Annotated in this window: 16 protein-coding genes; 10 read left to right on the top strand and 6 right to left on the bottom strand. The window is 34.7% G+C overall.

Translation table 11 applies throughout. The features are described from left to right. The first annotated feature begins 134 nt into the window (after positions 1–134). Complete coding sequence (locus J7574_RS16905; protein ID WP_290971131.1) at positions 135–1136, top strand: OmpA family protein; 1002 nt, start codon at positions 135–137, stop codon at positions 1134–1136. A gap of 97 nt (positions 1137–1233) precedes the next feature. Here J7574_RS16905 and J7574_RS16900 read toward each other — a convergent pair whose 3' ends face one another. The 3 genes from J7574_RS16900 to J7574_RS16890 all read right to left on the bottom strand — a co-directional run bounded on the left by J7574_RS16900 (position 1234) and on the right by J7574_RS16890 (position 3425). Beyond that, entirely contained in the window at positions 1234–1467 is a 234-nt protein-coding gene (locus J7574_RS16900) for a hypothetical protein (RefSeq protein ID WP_290971128.1), read from the bottom strand. Between the two features lie 435 nt (positions 1468–1902). After that, the gene (locus J7574_RS16895) at positions 1903–2079 is read right to left on the bottom strand and encodes a hypothetical protein (protein ID WP_290971125.1); all 177 of its coding nucleotides are present in this window, start codon (positions 2077–2079) and stop codon (positions 1903–1905) included. A 533-nt stretch (positions 2080–2612) separates the two neighbouring features. Beyond that, complete coding sequence (locus tag J7574_RS16890) at positions 2613–3425, bottom strand: mechanosensitive ion channel domain-containing protein (protein ID WP_290971122.1); 813 nt, start codon at positions 3423–3425, stop codon at positions 2613–2615. 199 nt (positions 3426–3624) lie between these two features. On the opposite strand from J7574_RS16890, the gene J7574_RS16885 reads away from it, so the two are divergent. Further along, positions 3625–6534: an FAD-binding and (Fe-S)-binding domain-containing protein gene (locus J7574_RS16885; RefSeq protein ID WP_290971119.1), complete on the top strand. Its 2910-nt coding sequence runs from the start codon at positions 3625–3627 to the stop codon at positions 6532–6534. A gap of 134 nt (positions 6535–6668) precedes the next feature. Here the strand turns inward: J7574_RS16885 and J7574_RS16880 are convergent, their stop codons facing one another. Then, complete coding sequence (locus J7574_RS16880) at positions 6669–7829, bottom strand: Gfo/Idh/MocA family oxidoreductase (RefSeq protein ID WP_290971117.1); 1161 nt, start codon at positions 7827–7829, stop codon at positions 6669–6671. Positions 7830–8255: 426 nt separating this feature from the next. On the opposite strand from J7574_RS16880, the gene J7574_RS16875 reads away from it, so the two are divergent. Both J7574_RS16875 and J7574_RS16870 read left to right on the top strand, forming a co-directional pair. Continuing rightward, positions 8256–10190, top strand: a complete 1935-nt coding sequence (locus J7574_RS16875) for an amino acid permease (protein WP_290971114.1) — start codon at positions 8256–8258, stop codon at positions 10188–10190. A gap of 284 nt (positions 10191–10474) precedes the next feature. After that, positions 10475–11569, top strand: a complete 1095-nt coding sequence (locus J7574_RS16870) for a DUF695 domain-containing protein (RefSeq protein WP_290971111.1) — start codon at positions 10475–10477, stop codon at positions 11567–11569. A gap of 109 nt (positions 11570–11678) precedes the next feature. On the opposite strand, the gene J7574_RS16865 is transcribed toward J7574_RS16870, so the two are convergent. Next, complete coding sequence (locus J7574_RS16865; protein ID WP_290971109.1) at positions 11679–12905, bottom strand: aminotransferase class I/II-fold pyridoxal phosphate-dependent enzyme; 1227 nt, start codon at positions 12903–12905, stop codon at positions 11679–11681. A 416-nt stretch (positions 12906–13321) separates the two neighbouring features. Here J7574_RS16865 and J7574_RS16860 point away from each other — a divergent pair, with 416 nt between their 5' ends. The 3 genes from J7574_RS16860 (at position 13322) to J7574_RS16850 (ending at position 16190) form a co-directional block, all read left to right on the top strand. Further along, on the top strand, positions 13322–13780 hold the full coding sequence (locus J7574_RS16860) for an Lrp/AsnC family transcriptional regulator (RefSeq protein ID WP_290971106.1): 459 nt from the start codon (positions 13322–13324) through the stop codon (positions 13778–13780). 305 nt (positions 13781–14085) lie between these two features. After that, entirely contained in the window at positions 14086–15489 is a 1404-nt protein-coding gene (gene lpdA, locus J7574_RS16855) for a dihydrolipoyl dehydrogenase (protein ID WP_198856781.1), read from the top strand. 158 nt (positions 15490–15647) lie between these two features. Next, positions 15648–16190, top strand: a complete 543-nt coding sequence (locus J7574_RS16850; RefSeq protein ID WP_290971101.1) for a lipocalin family protein — start codon at positions 15648–15650, stop codon at positions 16188–16190. A 54-nt stretch (positions 16191–16244) separates the two neighbouring features. On the opposite strand, the gene J7574_RS16845 is transcribed toward J7574_RS16850, so the two are convergent. Beyond that, positions 16245–16619, bottom strand: coding sequence for a DoxX family membrane protein (locus J7574_RS16845; protein ID WP_290971098.1), 375 nt, complete (start codon positions 16617–16619; stop codon positions 16245–16247). A 299-nt stretch (positions 16620–16918) separates the two neighbouring features. Here J7574_RS16845 and J7574_RS16840 point away from each other — a divergent pair, with 299 nt between their 5' ends. The 3 genes from J7574_RS16840 to J7574_RS16830 all read left to right on the top strand — a co-directional run bounded on the left by J7574_RS16840 (position 16919) and on the right by J7574_RS16830 (position 21813). Then, positions 16919–18205, top strand: a complete 1287-nt coding sequence (locus J7574_RS16840) for an anthranilate synthase component I family protein (RefSeq protein WP_290971095.1) — start codon at positions 16919–16921, stop codon at positions 18203–18205. 216 nt (positions 18206–18421) lie between these two features. After that, the gene (tilS, locus tag J7574_RS16835) at positions 18422–19732 is read left to right on the top strand and encodes a tRNA lysidine(34) synthetase TilS (RefSeq protein WP_290971092.1); all 1311 of its coding nucleotides are present in this window, start codon (positions 18422–18424) and stop codon (positions 19730–19732) included. Further along, on the top strand, positions 19732–21813 hold the full coding sequence (locus J7574_RS16830; protein ID WP_290971089.1) for a cytochrome c biogenesis protein CcdA: 2082 nt from the start codon (positions 19732–19734) through the stop codon (positions 21811–21813). The genes tilS and J7574_RS16830 overlap by 1 nt, the downstream gene beginning before the upstream one ends. Positions 21814–21973 lie beyond the last annotated feature (160 nt).

The raw sequence follows: 21973 nt of genomic DNA, 5'->3' as shown, positions 1-21973 counted from the left end.
GGGCACGGATTGCAAATCCGCGCTATCGGTTTGAATTAATAAATTAATTGTTAAAAATTAAGTAAGAAAAGGATTAGATGTATATTTTTGAACTCAGCAATAAATTACTAAAATTTAACACAAAAAAATCTTACATGAAAAAGACACTTTTTTTACTTACTAGTATTTTGCTTTTTTTCTCATGCAATAAAAAAGTAAATGAAAATCAAAACGACAAACCTCAAAAAGAACAAACTACTACTGAGGTTGAAAAAAAAGATACCGTTTTAGCAAAAAAGTTTAATATTGAAGATATTCCTTATACAAATACTGATTTGGGTGAATTTCCATTTTTTTCACTTCCAAAAGGCTTAACAAACCAAAACAAACCTTTACAAAAGAATTTTGATGTTTGTTTTTTTCCTGTTAACGGTATTATGACTCCTTTCGAAGGAAAACTTTACAAAATAAATGTTGTTAGTGATGGAAAAGAGGAATTTTCGAAAAGATATTTTGAAAAAAGCTTTGAAGATTATTTAACTTCTGTTGGAGCTGTAAAAATTTATGATGGCGAAATAACTAGTGAAGAATATGACCGATATAACAAAGAAGACCCTAATAAAGGAGGAGAAGGAGATATTGGTTATGCAGATCAGCAAATTAAGTTTTATGTGATTCGAACAAAAGATAAAGGAAACATCTATGTTCAGTTTACAGCTAATAGTGCTTCTGGAAGTTTAAATATTTTACAAGAAGCAAATCTTAAACAGACTATCCAAAAAATTACAGCAGATGACATTGTAAAAGATCTTACTGAAAAAGGAAAATCAATTCTTTATATCAATTTTGAAGTTAATAAAGCAGATTTAACAAAAGATGGAAATATAACAATTGATGAAATAGTTTTAGCTCTTAAAAAAGATCCTTCTTTAAAAATTTCAATTGAAGGGCATACTGATAATACTGGTGATGCTTCAAAAAATAAGAAGCTTTCTATAGATCGTGCCAATTCTGTAATGAATGCATTAACTTTAAAAGGAATCGAAAAATCAAGATTATCGGCAAAAGGGTTTGGTTCTGAACGTCCTTTAGTTCCTAATGATTCTGAAGAGAACAAAGCAAAAAATAGACGTGTAGAATTAGTTAAAGCAAAATAATAAAATAGCTTAAATATAAAACAGAAAGGCTTTTGAATACTAGCTTTTATAAATAAAAACCTCGACTTAAAAAATCGAGGTTTTCTTTTTAAGCTTTTTACTCTACCTCCAAATAAGGATTTAAAGTCTCTGCTAGTTCATTGAGCCAGTAAAAGCTGTCTCTTAATTTGATGATTTCGCTTTGAAATGTTTCATGTTCGCTTAAAACACATAAAGCGAGTGTAAAATTTACTTGTCTTAATGTTTTAGCCATTTCTACAGGATCGATTCTGTCGTTGAAAAAATTAAGAAGTCTGTTTTCGATTTCTTTGGAAACATTGGTAGTACTCATAATCCTAAATTTGAGAATAAAACCCCTTGAAGGTTAATGATTTTAAGAAAAGATCATACCTAACTCCATCAGGGTAAGTTAATATTAGTTTATTCTTTGTGTTTAGGACTGTAAAGATATCAAAAAAATATTATAAGTAAGAAAAATATTATATTTATAGTTTTTCGGATTTGTTTAAAAAATCCTAAATTCTCAAGATATATTTTATTGATTGATTATGATTTGTAAAATATTCTAGACTCATTAAAAAACTTCTTATTCTCGATATTTGACTATCGATAGGATTAGTTTTTCCATACAAATAGTAAGTAGTGTTTTTCCATATAAAAGGATCGCTACTATATTGAAGTGGATAAAGTTTTCTTAGTCTTTCTTTAAAAGGATCAAAATTTACATCAGTAATTAATTCGTCTATTTTTTCTTCTAAAGCTGGTTTTATTTTTCTAATTCTGAAACACTTATTTCAAAATCAGATTCTTTATTTATTCTTTTTAAAATATGTTTTTTTAAATCGTTTTCAATATCTAATTGCATAAAAAACTCATATACAGAGTTTATGTTAGCTGAGAAAATATGTTTGTTATTTAAATTAAAAACTTGATAAAATTTCATTAGACTTTTTCTATTTCAAGCTAATATAAGAAATACTTTGTGATTGGAAATATAACCCCTAGATAGTGCATCATATTTTAAGAAAACATAAATTCAGTTAAATTTCCATGTAGTTTGTCATTTCGACGTAAGGAGAAATCACACTAGAAACTCGACAAAGATGGGTGATTCTCTTTGCGGAATCCCGCGTGAGATTTCTCCTCTCGTCGAAATGACAAGATTGAGGAGATTCGTTGTGGGAATTTTAGGCTTCATAAGCCTTCGACTACGCTCAGGGTGACAACCGTTTTTTTTGGTTTCATAATTTTCTTATGAAACAAAGTGCCCTAGCCCAGATGGAAGCGACATCCTTTTGCGCCGGGGTTCGGCGGAAAAGATATAGCGGACAGCTGGAAATAGCTCCAAATAATAAATTCTAATCTTTAAAATTCCAAAATCGCGAAGCTATTGGTTTTATAAGCCTTCTATTCCGCTCAGGGTCACAATCGAGAGAAAAAAACTCAGAACCTTAGCATCTCAGTACCTTAGAACCTTTATTTAAGCACAAACCCATTTTCTTTCAACTTATTCAAAACAGCAGCAATAATTTTAGAACGGCATTCTGAATTTTCGGTTGTTGATGCGGTTTTAACCCAATAGCGAATATTGAGCTGAATAATACCGCCAGCAATAACATCGGTAATGACGGCGGCGTTTTCGTGGTCTTTTTCGGTTACATTTTCGTCGTTACCGAGAACTTCTTTTACAAGTTCGATGGCGCGGGTGTAATCAGAGCCATATTCGAGTCCGACGGTGAAAGTCTGGAGCAGAAAACCTTCGCTGTTGTAGTTAATGAGTGTATTTTTTATAAGAAGCGCGTTTGGGATATATATGATTTTAGAATCGCTTTTGACTTCGGTATCGCGAAGGTTCAGGTTGATGACTTCGCCTTTTACGCCGTTGCTTTCGATAATGTCGCCAATAGAAAAAGGTCTTTTGAAAGCCAGCAAAATCCCGGCAAGGAAATTTTCGCCGATATCTTTCAGCGCAAAACCAATTACAAAAGCCGAGATTCCCGCGCCCGCAAGCATACTTTGCGCAACACCTTCGAGACCAATAATTCGGAACATAAACAAGATTCCGATAATGATTAAAACCGATTTAATTAAACGGGCAATAAAAATGGCAAGCAAGCGATCGTGCATTTTTGCTTTTAGTCGGTTTCCGGCAAAAATACCCACACGACTCGCGATAAACCATGAAACGAGAATGACCAAAATAGCCAGAATAAATTTTGGCGTAAGGTCGACAAGGCTATTATAATAGCTTTCGAGGTGGTTGATAACGTCTTGAAAGAAATTTTCCATAATAATTAGGCGTAAAAAAGTAAAATTTTAAAATTACTTTTTTAGTAAGTGGAATGCATTACAGGATTCGCTCCAAATTTTATAAAATATGACGGAGTTGTTAGATAAATTCCCAAAATAGAATCGTTTTGCCCTGCGATATTTTTATCTTTGTGGTCTGAGTTTTTTCAGGAAATATTTTTATAAAAAGCACATTTACATGTTGACCCAATCTCATTTAGAGCAATTAGCCGCTAGTCTCGAAGGCACACTTTTATTCGATGAGCTTCACAAAACGCTTTATTCTACAGATGCTTCGGTGTACCGAATTAAACCTAATGCGGTAGCAATTCCTAAAACGACTGAAGATATTGCCAAGCTGATCCAATTTGCGGCAGAACATAAGCTGTCGATTACGCCAAGAACTGCAGGAACTTCGTTGGCAGGACAAGCAGTTGGAGATGGATTGGTGGTTGATGTGTCGAAGCATTTTACAAAAATCATTTCTTACAATGCCGAAAAGAAAACCGTAACGGTTCAGCCAGGCGTAATTCGCGATGAGCTGAATTTATTCTTAAAGCCTCATGGCGTTTTTTTCGCTCCGATTACTTCAACTTCAAACCGAGCGATGATTGGCGGTATGGTGGGAAATAACTCTTCGGGAACAACTTCGATTCGATACGGCGTGACGCGTGATAAAATTGCGGAGGTAAAAGCACTTTTAAGCGACGGTTCTGAAGTCGTTTTTAAAGACCTGACTTCGGCTGAATTTATCGAAAAAACAAAAGGCGATTCTTTAGAAAATAAAATATACAAAACGATTTATGATGAGCTTTCGATAAAAGAAGCTCAAGAAGAAATCGTAAAAGAGTTTCCGAAACCAGAAATTCATAGAAGAAATACAGGTTATGCGGTTGATATTTTGCTAAAATCGGAATTATTTGGAGGAAGCGAACTAACCATAAATCTAGGAAAACTGCTTTGCGGAAGTGAAGGAACTTTGGCTTTTACAACCGAAGTTACTTTGAAGGTTGACGATTTGCCTCCGCCTCATAGCATTATGGTTGTTGGACATTATCATACGATTCAGGAATCTTTGGAATCGGTTGTGGTGGCGATGAAACATCATTTGTACACTTGCGAAATGATCGACGATACGATTTTGGATTGTACGAAAACCAATCGTGAACACATTAAAAACCGTTTCTTTTTAGTTGGAGAACCAAAAGCGATTATGCTGTTTGAAGTGGCGTCGCATACCTTAGAAGATGCCGAAAAACAAGCTGATGCTTTGATTGCCGATTTAGAGAAAAACAATTTTGGTTACGCTCGAGTAAAAATCTACGGAAATGATATTGACAAAGCCAACGAACTGAGAAAAGCAGGTCTTGGACTTTTAGGAAGTATTGTTGGCGATGATAAAGCAGCCGATTCTATTGAAGATACTGCGGTTGAATTGAGCGATTTGCCAAATTATATTGCAGAGTTTTCGGCGATGATGTTGCGTCACGGGCAAGAAGCGATTTATTACGCGCATGCTGGTGCGGGAGAATTGCACCTTCGTCCGGTTTTGAATTTGAAGAAAACATCCGATTTAAAATTGTTCAGAACCATTGCGACAGAGGTAGCGCATTTGGTGAAAAAATATAGAGGTTCGTTAAGCGGGGAACACGGTGACGGAATTGTGCGCGGAGAGTTTATTCCGTTTATGATTGGCGACAAAAATTACGAATTGCTGAAAAGAATCAAATTGGCATTTGATCCTAATTCGGTTTTGAATATTGGGAAGATTGTAAATGCTTTGAAAATGGACGAGAATCATCGTGTCGTTTCGGGAAGGGTTGAACCAGATATTAAAACTTTTCAGGATTTCTCAGATAGTTTAGGGATTTTGCGTGCTGCCGAAAAATGCAACGGTTCTGGCGATTGCCGAAAACTGCCGTCAGGCGGAGGTGCAATGTGTCCGAGTTATCGTGCGACTCGAAACGAAAAGGAAACTACTCGTGCGAGAGCAAACGCTTTGCGAGAATATTTAACGTATTCTGAAAAAGAAAATAAATTCGACCAAAAAGAATTATACGAAGTTTTTGAATTGTGTGTAAGCTGTAAAGCCTGTGCAAGCGAGTGCCCGAGTAATGTGGACGTTGCGACTTTAAAAGCGGAGTTTTTATACCAATATCAAAAAGCAAACGGATTTACAACCCGAAATAAGATTTTTGCCAACAATGCCAAATTGAACAAAATGGGAAGCAAATTTCCAGCGATTACGAATTTTATTTCGAATCAGTCTTTGGTCAAAAAAACGATGGGAATTGCACCTGAAAGACAAGTTCCGTTATTGGCGAAAAAGACTTTTAGAAAATGGCATACTAATAATAAACCATCACAAACAGATTTCCCGAATGGAAGATTGTATTTGTTTGTAGACGAATTCACGAATTATTATGACGTGAATATAGGAATCGATGCTTTCGAATTATTGACGAAATTAGGTTATCAGGTTTTAATTGTCGATCATGAAGAAAGCGGAAGAACCTATCTTTCAAAAGGCTTTCTAGAAGAAGCAAAAAAAATAGCCAATCATAACGTAAATGTTTTTAAAGATTTGGTCTTGGCAAATGCACCTTTAGTTGGAATTGAACCTTCGGCGATTTTGACTTTTAGAGATGAATATCTTCGTTTAGCCGATGACAAAGAAGCAGCTGAGAAATTATCCCGAAACGCTTTTACAATCGAAGAATTCTTCAAAAAAGAAATCATAGATGGTAAAATCACAGCCGATTCTTTTTCAGAAGAAACTAAAGAGATTAAAATCCACGGACATTGCCACCAGAAATCGTTAAGTTCGGTTGAAGCAACTTTCGCCATGCTGAATCTTCCTAAAAATAATACGGTTACGATTTACAATTCGGGCTGTTGCGGAATGGCAGGTTCTTTTGGTTATGAAAAAGAACATTACCAAGTGAGCATGCAAATGGGCGAGGACACTTTATTTCCAAAAGTTCGTAATACAGCTGAGAATGTAAAAATCGCCGCTGCGGGAACTAGCTGTCGTCATCAAATTTATGATGGAACAAGTCGCGAGGCACAACATCCGGTAAGTATTTTGAGAAGCTGTTTGAAAAGTTAGCCACAAATTACACGAATTACACAAATTATACTTTGCGCTGATTTCACAAATTAAAAATTTGAGTAATTCGTTAGTTCATCATTCGAAAAATATTTTGCGCCAAAAAAATAATTCGTGAATTCGTGGCGAAAAAACTATTTCAGGCTAACTTTTTTCCCTGTTTCAGCAGCTTTATAAATAGCATTAATGATTCTGACATCTTTAATTCCTTCATCACCTGTAATGTGATTTGGGAGTTTCTGGTTGGCTAAAATCACTTTGCAAATCTCATCCATTTGAGTTTGCTGCTGATTTATAACAGGAAAATTAAATGGTTTTCCGTCAGATCGTTTACCTACAAAGGGTCCGTAACTCACAGCAGGACTCATTTCGAAGAAACCTTCATCCGCAGCAGCGTGAAATCTATCAATGCCAAAACCATAAGAACTGCAGCAATTAGCAATGGCGCCGCTTGGAAATTCCATTTGCCAAGTGATATTTTCTTCCACTTGTGTAAATCTATTTTTGTTGTTTATGGTTCCAAATTGAGCTGTTACCGCAATTGGTTCTTCGCCCAAAACATAACGCGAAACCTGAATGCAATAAACGCCTAAATTGATTAGCGAACCGCCACCTGCAAACTTTTTAGTCAGTCTCCATTCGTTACGAGCGTCTAAATCGACAGGTTTATTAACGTCATGAATATCATAAGTGCTGTAACCTAGAGAAGCTTCTATATATCGAACTTGCCCTAAAACTTTTTCTTGTCCCAATCGTTTTACTTCTAAATGATTCGGCTCGTAATGCAAGCGATAACCCATTGCCAGTTGTACATTATTATCGTTGCAAGCTTTAATCATTTCTTCGCAATCTTCAACCGTAATGGCCATTGGTTTTTCAACAATAACATGTTTTCCTGCTTTTGCAGCGCGAACGGTGAATTCTTTATGAAGTGAGTTTGGAGTTACAACATACACCAGATCAATATCTTTGTTTTTTACGATTGAATCGAAATTTTCATAGTTGTAAATATTTTTCTCTGGAATGTTATACTTCTTTTTCCAAGTTTCGGCTTTAGAAGGCGTTCCTGTAACGATTCCGGCAAGCTGGCAATATTCAGAAACCTGAAGTCCTTCAGCTAATAATGAAGCGTAGTTTCCTAAACCGCATAAGGCAATATTTAATTTTTTTCCGGTGTAAGGTTGATGTAACTTTTCTGTTTCAGTGATAAAAGACGGAAGTGTAGTCATGACAACTGAAGCCCCAACACCAAGTCCAAATTTATTTACAAAAGAACGTCTCGTGATTTTTTCCATAAAAATGATTCTTTAAATTAAATACTACTTGTATTAGTAAGCTCATTTTGAGAAATGTTACATTTGTCTTTTAAAGCCACAGATTAAAAGGATTAAAAAGATTTTTTATTTCACGCAGATTTAAAAGTGATTTAAGCTGATTCCTGCAGATTTAAATTTAAAAAATCTGCGTAATCTTTCGCCATAATCAAAATCTGCATTATCTGCCAAATCTGCGTGAGAAAATTTACACATAAAGATTTTAGAAAATAATTCGAGGGATTAGTGGCGAAAAAAACTTAGTGTCTTAGCGTCTTCGTGGCAAGAAAAAAAATCACAGAAAAACAAAATCGTTTTATATATTTGAAATCAGGATATTTTTTGCATTATTTGCAAAATAAAACCAGAACGACTGAATTAAATCAATTTATAATAGCAAAAACATATATGGCATTTTCAAGTTTATTCCGAAAAAAAACAGTGCAGGATATTCTGAAACAGGTTGCAAAGAATGAGGCAGATGGACATGAGGCATTAGGAAAACACCTTACAACCAAAGATTTAACTGCTTTCGGAATTGCTGCAATTGTGGGTGCGGGAATTTTCAGCACCATCGGAAAAGCGAGTGCAGATGGAGGGCCAGCCGTAATATTTTTGTTTCTTTTTACCGCTCTTGCTTGTAGTTTTGCTGCTTTTGCTTACGCCGAATTTGCATCAATGGTTCCCGTTTCTGGAAGTGCCTACACGTACTCTTATGTGGCTTTTGGAGAAATTATTGCTTGGATTATCGGTTGGGCTTTAATTATGGAATATGCCGTCGGAAACATTACTGTCGCCATATCGTGGAGTGATTATTTTACGGGACTTCTCCAGAGTGGCGGAATACATTTACCGCAATGGATTCAAATGGATTACCTAACCGCTTCAAACGGTTTTAAAGATGCCGAAGCTTTAATGCGAGGCGGAAAATCATTCGAAAATTTAAGTATTGCGTTACAACAGGCTCACACAGCTTGGACAACCGCACCAACAATAGGATCGTTTCACTTTGTGACCGATTTACCTGCTTTATTCATTATTATCTTGATTACCGCTTTGGTTTACAGAGGAATGAAAGAATCTCGTAATGCAAGTAACTTAATGGTTGTGATAAAACTTTGTGTGGTGCTTTTGGTAATTGCAGTTGGTGTTTTCTATGTAGACACAACCAATTGGGATCCGTTTGCGCCTAATGGAGTTAGCGGGGTTTTAAAAGGAGTGTCAGCTGTTTTCTTTGCTTATATTGGTTTTGACGCTATTTCTACAACAGCAGAAGAATGTAAAAATCCGCAACGTGATTTACCACGCGGAATGATGTGGGCAATTATCATCTGTACGATTTTATACATTGCCATAGCCTTGGTTTTAACGGGAATGGTAAAATATCACGAGCTAAATGTTGGAGATCCTCTTGCATTTGTTTTCGATAAATTAGACTTAAAGTGGATGTCAGGTATTATTGCCGTGAGTGCGGTAGTTGCAATGGCAAGCGTTTTATTGGTTTTCCAGATGGGTCAGCCTCGTATCTGGATGAGTATGAGCCGCGACGGATTATTGCCAAAGAAATTCTCAACTGTTCACCCAAGATTTAAAACACCTTCATTTGCAACGATTGTAACAGGATTTGTAGTAGCAGTTCCAGCATTATTTTTAAACTTGACAATGGTAACCGATTTATGCAGTATCGGGACTTTATTCGCCTTTGTATTGGTTTGCGCTGGTGTTTTGGTATTGCAAAACAAACCTGAAATTCCAAGAGGAAAATTCAAAACGCCTTACATCAATTCAAAATATATTTTACCGCTTTTAATTATTGCTGGTTTGTACTATGCCTTTGCTTTCAATAATAAGGCAACAATGGCATTTATAAATAATGAGCCACAGATTTACGATGCGACTTCAATTATAACGTCATTAGATAAATCAGAATCAGAGCAAGTTTTTAAATATTTAGAAAGCATCGAGGTAAACAATAAAACTGCTGAAACCTCAGATTTAGAGCATTTATTAGGGCAATACCAAGATGACGAAGCGAAATATGCTGAAGTTGTAAAAGGTCTTCCAATTGCGGATTCTGCTAAATATGAATCAGGTTTTGGTTTATTCAAACACAAAATTCCAATGTGGATATTTTTATTCGTTTTGGTTGGATTAGCAGTTTGGGCTTTTAGAAAAAATCTTTCTTTGATTCCGCTTTTAGGATTAATCTGCTGTTTGTACATGATGGCCGAATTAAGCGTTTGGAACTGGATTTATTTTACCGTTTGGTTAATAATCGGACTGCTGATTTACTTTGGCTACAGCCGAAAAAATAGTAAATTGAATACTGAAGTTATAAGTTAAAAGTAAAATGATATAAGCAAAAGCCGTTTTGAGAAATTCTTAAAACGGCTTTTTTATTTCAAGCAGATTTAAAGAGATTTGAGCAGATAATTTATACGTTAAAATAATCTAGTTAATCTGCTGTAATGTTTTTAAATCTGCGTGAAATAATTTTTATGAACTTAACTCATTCTAGCTGAGAGCGTTTTAAATTGTTCTAATTTTTATACAAATATTCTTAAGTTTTGAAGGGGCTTTTCGTTAAGTTTGTTTCTCACAAAATTTTAAATTTATTTTTTTACTACATGAGTTTTCTTGATAAAATATTGGGCAAAAAAGAAGCTTCAATAGAGTCTTATAATGATTTCTGGAATTGGTTTTTGGCAAATGAAAAAGCGTTTTTTAAAACCGTTCAAAATGGACAAAATATATATCAAGATTTTTTTGATAAATTGGCACCAAAACTGGATGAAATTCACGAAGGAATCTATTTCCTTACAGGAATGTTCGATGATCAAACTGCCGAATTAGTTCTAACACCAGATGGAGCAATCCGAAACATTTACGTAATTGAAGAATTAGTGAATACTGCTCCTGAAATTAACGGTTGGAAATTTACAGCGCTAAAACCTGCTTCAGATATTAATAATGTTAGTATTACTTATCAGGATTTTGAGTTCAGTAAAGAAAACTTAAAATTTTATCCCCGCATTCACGAAAATTATCCAGACGAAATAGATTTGGTAATTGTTTACGATCATTTTATCGAACATAAAAAATCGAATGTAAGCAACGGCGTATATATTTTTCTTGATAATTACTTAGGAGAATTACATTCGGTTACTTTGATTGATAATCTAGTCGTTGTAGGTCCAGAAGAAGTTTCTGAAGAATTAATTTCGATTGAAAAATTAAAAGATTATTTAATTTGGAGAGAAAAAGAATTTGTTGAAAAATACGAAGGAACCCGACATAACTCAGAAAACGATGGTTATGCTAATTTTGAAGGAAAAAAAGAGGATGGTTCAGTTGTTTTGGCTTTAATTAATACCACTATTTTAGAATGGGATAAAAAAGCATCGCATCCGTGGGTTTTTATAATTGCAATTCCTTTTGATGATTGCGATAACGGCGGATTGCCAGATGAAAAAACATATAAGCTGCTAGATGAAATTGAAGAAGAAATTATCTGTAGTTTACCAGATTCAGAAGGTTATTTAAACATAGGAAGAGAAACAGCAGCTAATAAAAGAGAAATCTTTTTTACCTGCAAAGACTTCCGAAAACCTTCTAAAATAGCTGACGAATTAATTAAAAAATACAGCGGTGTTTTTGAAATAAGCTACGACATTTACAAAGACAAATACTGGCAATCGTTTAGACATTTTGAGGCTAAATAGATAATAAAATCCGTTCTGAATACTTCAGAACGGATTTTTAATTTAAAAAAAAATCCGCTTAGAGAAAATCTCCAGCGGATTTAAACAATCTAAAAAAAATGGTGCAAATTTATTTATAGAGTGATGTTTCCTTTTTTAAGACTCCAAGCTCTTCCATACAAGCTTTCATCATTTCGTAAGTGCGCTGAATGTCGTTGTCTAAACCTATAGAAAAACGAATCAAACCATCAGTCAATCCCATTTCTTTCTGTTCTTCTAACGGAATTTCACTAGAAGTCGAAGTTCCAGGCGCACTGAATAAAGTTTTATAAAATCCTAAACTTACGGCAAGATACCCTAGATTTCGGTCTTGCATCAATTCCATTAATTCATTAGCTTTTTCTAAAGATCCAACATCAATGGTCAGCATACCTCCAAAACCATATTCAGGATTAATCATTGTTTTATACAATTCATGACTCGGGTGACTTTTCAGTCCAGGATAAACCGTTTTTAAACCGTCCCTCTCAAATTGATCTGCTAGAAAATGCGCATTATGGCTGTGCTGTTTAATTCTAATATGAAGCGTTCTTAGGTTTTTCATCACGCTGGCAGAACGCAAACTGTCCATTGTTGGCCCTAAAAGCATGCTTGCGCCAGTGTTTACATTTTTAAGCGAATTAATAAATTCTTTCGAAGCACACGTTACACCACCAACGGTATCACTGCTTCCGTTAATGTATTTCGTCAAACTGTGAATTACAATATCAGCCCCCAATTTTGCAGGAGAAACCGATAGTGGCGAAAACGTGTTGTCTACAACTAATTTCAAATTGTGTTTTTTAGCAATTGCTGCCAAACCGCGAATATCTGCCACTTCCAACAACGGATTGCTTACCGTTTCGCAATACAAAACTTTAGTTTTAGAAGTAATAGTAGCTTCTACAACATCCAGTTTAGTAATGTCTACAAAAGTGGTTTCAATACCAAAACGAGGTGTAAAATTCTTCAAAAAAGCATAAGTTCCGCCGTAAATGGTTCGGCTTGAAACAATATGGTCACCCGCACCGCATAATTGCAAAAGTGTAGGTGTAATAGCGCCCATTCCTGAAGCCGAAACATTTGCCGTTTCTGTTCCTTCCATAGCCGCTAAAGCTTGGTCCAGATACAAATTACTTGGCGAAGAATGGCGTGAGTACAAATAGCAGCCTTCCATATTACCTTCAAAAGTATCGAACATCGTTTTTGCCGATAAAAAAGTATAAGTAGAAGAATCAGAAATCGACGGATTCACACCGCCAAATTCTCCAAAGTATTGCAAATCCTGAATTTTATCTGCTGGATTAAAGTCTTTCATTTTTATGTCATTGCGAGGAACGAAGCAATCGCCCTCTGATTAGTATTGAGTTTTGTTTTGTTTTGTTTTGTTTTGTTTCAGGTTTCAAGTTTCAGGTTTCAAGTTTCAGGTTGCTGGAACTTGAAAGTTGAAACAATTTTTAGGAGCTATTTCCTGCTATCCGTTTCAATCTTTTATGCCGAACCCCGGCACAAAAGGATTTCCACTTCTATCAGGGCTAGGGCATTCGTTTTCAAAAGAAATTCAAGTCAAAGAAAAGTTTAATTAGAAAAAATGTCAACAACTATTTAATTTTATAGATTTTAAAACTACTAAAGTGTTTTTTATTTGATTTTTAATCTAAATTTGTAAAAGAAAACGTATTTCAATAGATTTTCTTTCATCTATCAACAATCAACCAAAAACAATCAACCAAAATGATTCTCGACGAAATAGACAAAAAACTCCTCGTTTTGCTTCAAACCGACAGCAAAAAGACCAATAAAGAATTGTCTTTAAAACTTAATTTGTCCGTAACAGCAGTTTACGAACGAATCAAAAAACTAGAGCGTGAAGGCATCATAAAAAACTACGCAGCATTGGTCGATAAATCTAAAATCGAAAAAGGATTTGCAGTTTTCTGCCATTTAAAACTCATTCAGCACACCAAAGAATTCCTAACTAAATTCGAGAGCGAAGTCATCAAACTAAATGAAGTTTTAGAATGCCATCACGTGAGCGGTGATTACGATTATATCCTAAAAGTTTTGGTAAAAGATATGGAAGCGTATCGGGAATTTTTAGTAACCAAACTTACTTCACTGCAACATATCGGGAGCACACAAAGTATGTTTATGATTAGCGAAGTGAAGAACTCTACGGTGATTTCGTTTTAAGATGCTAAGATGCTAAGTTTTTTAATTTAGCAAAGACACAGAGTCGCGAAGTTTTTTTTGAATTTTGCATATTTTGAATTACCTCCAGCTAAAGCAGGAGGCAATCCAAAATACCTTATGACTTAGCGCCTTTGCGAGCAAAATTTCGCCTCTATAAAATAAAACTTTGCGAACCTTGCGTAAATCTTAGCGACCTTTGGGGTTAAACTTCTCAGCAAAATTTCACGTAAAAAACATTAAAATTTAAACTTTAAACAGAACTTTATTCCTTAATTTTGTATCGCTTAAAATAAAAAAGATAAACTATGAGTTCATTTGACGTAGTCATTATAGGTTCAGGTCCTGGCGGATATGTATCAGCAATTCGTTGCGCACAATTAGGTTTCAAAACTGCTATTGTAGAAAAATATAATTCATTAGGAGGAACTTGCCTTAACGTAGGTTGTATTCCTTCAAAAGCATTATTATCATCTTCTCACCACTATTCAGAAATTGCTCATTTTGCAGATCACGGAATCGAAGTTTCTGGTGATGTAAAAATCAATTTAGAGAAAATGATCGCGCGCAAGCAAGCTGTTGTAGATCAAACCGTAGGTGGAATCAACTACTTAATGGATAAAAATAAAATCACTGTTTTCAATGGTTTAGGTTCTTTCGTAGACGCAACTCATATTGCTGTTGCAAAAGCTGACGGAACTTCAGAAACTATCGAAGCAAAATATACTGTAATTGCTACAGGATCAAAACCATCCTCTTTGCCATTTATTAAAATTGATAAAGAAAGAATCATCACTTCTACTGAAGCTTTGGCTTTAAAAGAAGTTCCAAAACACTTAGTTATTATTGGTGGTGGAGTTATCGGAATCGAGCTTGGACAAGTTTACCTTCGTTTGGGAGCTCAGGTTTCTGTAGTAGAATTCATGGACAGAATCATTCCAGGAATGGACGGAGCGCTTTCTAAAGAATTAACTAAAGTGTTGAAAAAACAAGGAATGAAATTCTACGTTTCTCACAAAGTAAAATCAGTTGAAAGAAACGGTGATGCTGTTGTAGTTCAAGCTGAAAACGCAAAAGGAGAAACTATTACTCTTGAAGGAGATTATTCATTAGTATCTGTTGGTCGTCGTCCTTACACAGACGGATTAAATGCTGACAAAGCTGGAGTGAAAATTTCTGAAAGAGGACAAGTTGAAGTAAACGATCATTTGCAAACTAGTACTCCAAATATCTATGCAATTGGTGACGTTGTTCGTGGAGCAATGTTGGCACACAAAGCGGAAGAAGAAGGAGTAATGGTTGCTGAAATCTTAGCAGGCCAAAAACCACATATCGATTATAACTTAATTCCTGGTGTAGTATACACTTGGCCAGAAGTTGCGGCAGTTGGACAAACTGAAGAGCAATTGAAAGCGGCTGGAGTTAAATACAAATCAGGAAGTTTCCCATTTAAAGCTTTAGGACGTGCGAGAGCAAGTGCTGATTTAGACGGATTCGTAAAAATCTTGGCTGATGAGAAAACAGATGAGGTTTTAGGTGTTCACATGATTGGTGCTCGTACAGCAGATTTAATTGCTGAAGCGGTTACTGCAATGGAATTCAAAGCTTCTGCTGAAGATATTTCAAGAATGAGCCATGCGCACCCAACTTTCGCGGAAGCGGTAAAAGAAGCAGCATTAGCAGCTACAGAAAATAGAGCTTTACACGTATAATTTACGTTCTAAGATATTTGAAACCGTCTCGTTAAAAAACGAGACGGTTTTTTTATGCGATATTTTTAAGCTTCATATAATATAATAATCAAAAATAATTTTGTAAATTAGATGTGTATTTCTGATGCTATCTTTATGATTATTAAAAAGATAGTGTTATGAAAGGTAAATATATAGCTCCGATTCTAATTGGAGCAGGAATTGGAATCGCATTGTACTCCTGTGGAGGCGGAATTCCAAAAAATGCACAAGCTGTAACAAACTTTGACAGCAATAAATATCTCGGAAAATGGTACGAAATTGCCAGATTAGATTACAAATGGGAAAGAGATTTGAACAATGTAACAGCCGAGTATTCTTTAAATGAAGACAAAACAATAAAAGTAGATAATAAGGGCTATAATGTCAAAAAAGACAAGTGGGAACAAAGTGTCGGGAAAGCTAGATTTGTCAAAAAGGACAACATTGGTATGCTGAAAGTCTCATTTTTTGGTCCTTTTTATTCTGGTTACAACGTCGTAGCAATCGATCCAGATTATAAATACGCACTTGTAGCTGGAGAAAGTTTAAAATACATGTGGATACTTTCTAGAGAAAAAACAATGCCAGAAAGTATCAAAGCAGATTTTCTTATCAAAGCTCAGGATATTGGATACAATGTAACCGATTTGGTTTGGGTAAAACATGATAAAGCAAATTAAACAAAAGCCCGTCAGTTTTTTTAAACTAACGGGCTTTTTGTTTTTAAAAATGATTTATGCTGTAAAAACACTTTTGTAGTTATCCCAGTATCTGTAGATCAAAAATAAATTTCCTATAAATAGAAGCGCTGCGATTGGCAGACCATCGGGAGTTAGAAAATAATTGATAAACAAAATATTTACCGTAATCGGTAAGATCAAGATGTTTGCTAAAGTTACATAACGCCCAGTTACAAATGCAATTCCACTCAGTAATTCGATAGATTTTGCCAATGGCATTAAATACGTCGAAGCCATTAAGCCTACATTAAATGCTTTGAAATTTCCTGTAGTTTCAGGTTCTGGCATTAGGTGGAAAAAATAACTGATAGAGGCAAAAAGCAGCAAAAGGCCAATTAAAACGCGGACAATAATTGTGGCAATTTTCATAATACTTAGGATCTTTTAAGGTTAAAAAATATAATTAAGTTATTGGAAAAGATGCATTTTAAAAGCTCAAACGAGAATCGCAAATTATTTTTTTTGAGGTTCTTTTTTAAGGATTTTACAATCAAATTAATACTGTTTTAGGATTAATCTAATTGTATATCAAATATAACGAATTTTTTCTTATAAAAAGAATGTCTTTTTAACAGTTTTACAATCTAAGTCAAAACATTTGATTATTTTTTTAGCTTTCCTCTAATGACAGAATTTTGTCGTAATTTTGATCCTTAAAATTACCATTTTTGAGAGTTTCCATTCATAAAAATATTGCCAATCCGAAACTGTTCAAGGAGCAGCTTTTAAGTTGGGCGCAACAATTTCGCGAAGTCGTTTTTTTAGACAGCAATTCTTATCCGCAACAGTATTCCAGCTTTGACTGCATATTGGCAGTAGATGCTTTTACATCTTTAAAAACAGACTATTACAATGCTTTTGAAGATTTAAAACAATATCAGCAAAATACAAAAGATTGGCTTTTTGGTTATCTTTCTTACGATTTAAAAAATGATATTGAAAAACTTCAATCTAATAATTTTGACGGATTACATTTTCCCGATTTGTTTTTCTTTCAACCTAAAAAGATTTTTATTTTAAAAGGAAACGAACTTGAAGTTCAATATTTAATGCTCTGTGATGATGAGCTTGAAGAGGACTTTGAAGAAATCGAAAAAACGCAAACTGAAGCATTTGTCACACTGGACGGAGTCGAAGTGAAGCAGCGTATTCCTAAAGAATTGTATGTTCAAAAAGTAAATAAAATGCTCGAACATATTCATATTGGAGATATGTACGAAGCAAATTTCTGCATGGAATTTTATGCTGAAAATGCTGTTATCAATCCGTTAGAAAAATTTCAGAAGCTGAATGAGATTTCGCAACCGCCTTTTTCAGTTTTCTTTAAAAATTACAAACACTACTTGCTTTCTGCCTCACCAGAACGCTATCTGAAAAAAGAAGGAGATAAGATTATTTCGCAACCCATAAAAGGAACTTCCAAACGTTTTGAAGATGAAATAGAAGACGAAAAATCAAAAAGTATTCTAGCTTCAGATGCGAAAGAACGTGCAGAAAATATCATGATAACCGATTTGGTTCGAAATGATTTATCGCACACCGCACAAAAAGGTTCGGTGGTGGTTGAAGAACTTTGCGGAATCTATTCGTTTTTGCAAGTTCACCAGATGATTTCTACCATAACTTCAAGATTAGATCCGCAATATTCTGCTGTAGATGTTTTAAAAACAACTTTTCCGATGGGAAGTATGACTGGTGCGCCAAAAATTTCTGTAATGGAAATTGTAGAGAATCTAGAAGAAACTAAAAGAGGATTGTACAGCGGTGCAGTTGGGTATTTTACGCCTGAAGGTGATTTTGATTTTAATGTCGTTATCAGAAGTATTTTGTACAACCAAGAAAATAAATATGTTTCTTTTTCGGTAGGAAGTGCCATTACATCGCAATCTATCCCAGAAAAAGAATACGAAGAATGCTTACTGAAAGCAAAAGCAATGCACGAAGTTTTGCAGTAAAAAATGTCGCCACGAATTGCACGAATTTGCACGAATTTTTTCCTCAATTCGACAAAAAAATATAGCCACAGATTAAAATGATTAAAAAATCTGTGAGAATCTTTTTAATCTGTGGCAAAAAAATAATTTGTGCAAATTCGTGCAATTCGTGGCAGAAAAACAATGCTTAACATTTCATTTAAAAATAGATCGAAATTAATTTTTTACTTTTATCGGATGTTTTCAAAATTTCAAAATCATATCATAACGCGATTTCCTTTTTTAGCCGAAAAAAAGCTTTTTCTGGCTGTAAGCGGCGGGTTGGATAGTATGGTTTTGCTGCATTTGTTAAATAAATTGCCTTATGAAATTGCAGTTTTGCATTGCAATTTTCAACTTCGTGGATTAGAAAGTTTTGGAGATCAAGAATTTATTCAAAACTATTGCGATCAGAACAATATTCCGATTTTTACCACTCATTTTGACACCGAAGCTTTCGCTAAAGATTATAAACTTTCGACTCAAGTTGCGGCAAGAGAACTTCGTTACAGCTGGTTTTATGAACTTTTGGAAGAAGAAAACTTCGACTATATTCTGACGGCGCATCATGCCGATGATAATTTAGAAACTTTCATTATCAATTTAACTCGCGGGACAGGATTAGAAGGTTTAACTGGAATCCCGGAACAAAACGACAAAATCATTCGTCCGCTTTTGCCTTTTTCAAGAGAAGAAATTTTGAAATATGCAAAAGACAATAAAATAGAATGGAGAGAAGACAGCAGCAATGCTTCGACTAAATATCTGCGAAATAAAATCCGCCATAATTTGGTTCCGATTTTAAAAGAAATGAATCCTAATTTTCTAGATGCTTTTCAGAAAACGCAGTCCTTTCTTCAAGAATCAAAAGAAATGGTAGAAGATGCCTCGATTATGGTGTATCAGCAAGTGGCGAAAGAAGCAGGCGATGATATTCATTTCGATTTAAATCAGCTAAAAAAACTTCCAAATTACAAATCGTATCTGTACCAATGGCTGAACGAATTTGGCTTTTCGGCATGGAATGATATTTACGATCTTGTTGAAGGGCAATCGGGCAAACAAGTTCTTTCAGAGGAATTTAGATTGCTAAAAAACAGAGAAACGCTTATTTTAAGTCCGTTTTCTGAAATGTCAGAAAATGAGGAATATGAAATTAATGAAAACGATACAGAAGTTAATTTTCCCTTAAAAATGAGTCTTTGTAACGTAGGTCACACAACATTCGGTTCAAATAAGGTTATATTTGTTGATTCCGATAAAATCCGTTTTCCTTTGATTTTACGTAAATGGAAGGACGGAGATGTTTTTCAGCCTTTTGGAATGAGAGGGAAATCAAAAAAAGTCAGCAAACTTTTTAAAGACGAAAAATTATCATTGATCGAAAAAGAAAAAACTTGGATTTTATGTTCTGAAAATGAAATAGTCTGGGTTGTTGGAATAAGACAGGACGAACGTTTTAAAATAGAGAAAACCACAAATCAAATACTAAAAATAGAATTACAATAATGAACTTTACTCAAAATCTTCAGACAAGTTTGTCGAAAAATGTTTGGACTAAAACCATTTTACTTTTCTTGTTTTTCTTTGCTTTTGCAAAAGGGAACTCGCAAATATTAGAGCCGGTAAAATGGACTTCTAAAATTGAGAAAAAAGGAAACAATGCCGTTTTAATTTTTGATGCTGTAATCGAAAAAGACTGGCACATGTATTCGCAGTTTACACCAGACGGCGGACCTTTGGCATTAGAAATCACTTTTAAAAACCAAAAAGGAAATTACGAACTGGTTGGAAAAGCCAAAGAAGGCAAGACCAGAACGGCTTTCAATGATGTTTTCGGTGTAGATGAAACTTTTTTTGAAGGAAAAGCGCATATCGAACAAGAAATAAAAATCATAAACCCAAACTTAAAAACAGTCGATGTAGATTTTGATTTTCAGGTTTGTAAAGAAGTTTGTATCAATTCGAGCAAGAAATTCTCGATTGCAGTTCCGTCAACTTTTAAAATGGACGAAGTTCCAGTTGTAACAGAAGACAAGGCTGATGAGACAAAAGTAGTAGGATTGGCTGTTGATACCGTTAAAAAAGAAGCTGCAGTTCAGCCAAAAGTTGAAAAGACAGCAGAAACTACTAAAGAAGAAATTCCTGCGCCAGCGCCTGCAAGAAGTTTGTGGTCGATCTTTTTTATTGCCTTTTTATCAGGATTTGCAGCGTTATTGACACCGTGCGTTTTCCCAATGATTCCGATGACGGTAAGTTTCTTTACGAAACAAAGTAAAAGCCGTGCAAAAGGAATTAGAAATGCCATTATCTACGGATTTTCTATTATTGCTATTTATGTAATTTTAGGACTTATCGTAACTAAAATATTTGGTGCAGATGCATTAAACGCTTTATCGACAGATGTTTGGTTTAACTTGATTTTCTTCGTTATCTTAATAGTTTTTGCTACTTCATTTTTGGGAGCTTTCGAGATTATGCTTCCAAATTCATGGGCTAACAAAGCCGATCAGCAAGCAGATAAAGGCGGTTTAATCGGAATATTATTCATGGCTTTGGCTTTGGCAATTGTATCGTTCTCTTGTACAGGACCAATTGTTGGAACATTGTTGGTTGAAGCTGCTTCAAATGGCGGAATTGCTCCAATTGTTGGAATGTTAGGATTCTCATTAGCATTAGCGCTTCCGTTTATGTTGTTTGCGATGTTCCCAGGCTGGTTGAATTCTTTGCCAAAATCTGGAGGCTGGCTAAATACCGTAAAAGTAGTTTTAGGATTTTTAGAATTGGCATTAGCATTCAAATTCTTATCAAATGCCGACTTAGTTTTACAATTGCATTTCTTAGAAAGAGAAGTTTTTATCGCAATCTGGATCGCTATTTTTGGAGCTTTGACTTTGTATTTATTCGGAAAAATTACATTGCCTCACGATAGTCCAACACACCATATTTCTGTTGGAAGATTGTATTTAGGATTATTAACTTTTGTATTTACAATGTACTTAATTCCTGGACTTTGGGGAGCACCTTTAAAATTAATCAGCGCATTCCCGCCACCTCCTCAATATAGCGAAAGTCCGTTTGGAGTAGGAGGTTCAGGTAACGGAACAGTTTCTTCAGAATCTATAAAAGGACTTCCGGAAGGAGCTGAATTAGGTCCGCACGGAATTATGGTTTTTCATGATTACAAAGATGGATTGGCTTATGCAAAAGAAATCAACAAACCAATCATGTTAGATTTTACAGGTTATGCTTGCGTAAATTGCAGAAAAATGGAAAACAATGTTTGGTCTGAGCCAACTATTTTGCCTATTCTTAAAAACGATGTGGTTTTGATTTCGCTTTATGTTGATGATAAACGCGAATTGCCAAAAGAAGAACAATTTACAACTGCTGCAGGAGATAAAATCATTACAGTAGGGGATAAATGGACTGATTTTATGATCTCAAAATATAAAACCAATACACAGCCTTTATATGTTATTACAGATTTGGAAGGAAAGAATATGAATGCTTCTAAACCTACAATAAGTTACGTAAGTGCTGATGAATATTTGCAATGGCTGAAAGAAGGAATTGCTAATTTCAAATAAGATTTTACAATTAAGAACAGATAATTACGATGTTCTAAAAATTAATATTTTCTTGGGGGTTGAAATTAATTCAAAGAAAAGCGCTCTAAAATTACTTAGAGCGCTTTTTATATATGGACAAGAAATGTTTTCAGTAGATTTTCTCTTTAGAAATTTAAGC

This window comes from Flavobacterium sp., from assembly GCF_017744675.1.
GTDB lineage: Bacteria > Bacteroidota > Bacteroidia > Flavobacteriales > Flavobacteriaceae > Flavobacterium.
Note: the sequence above shows the minus strand (reverse complement) of the source record. Positions and strands in the feature narration are given on the sequence as shown.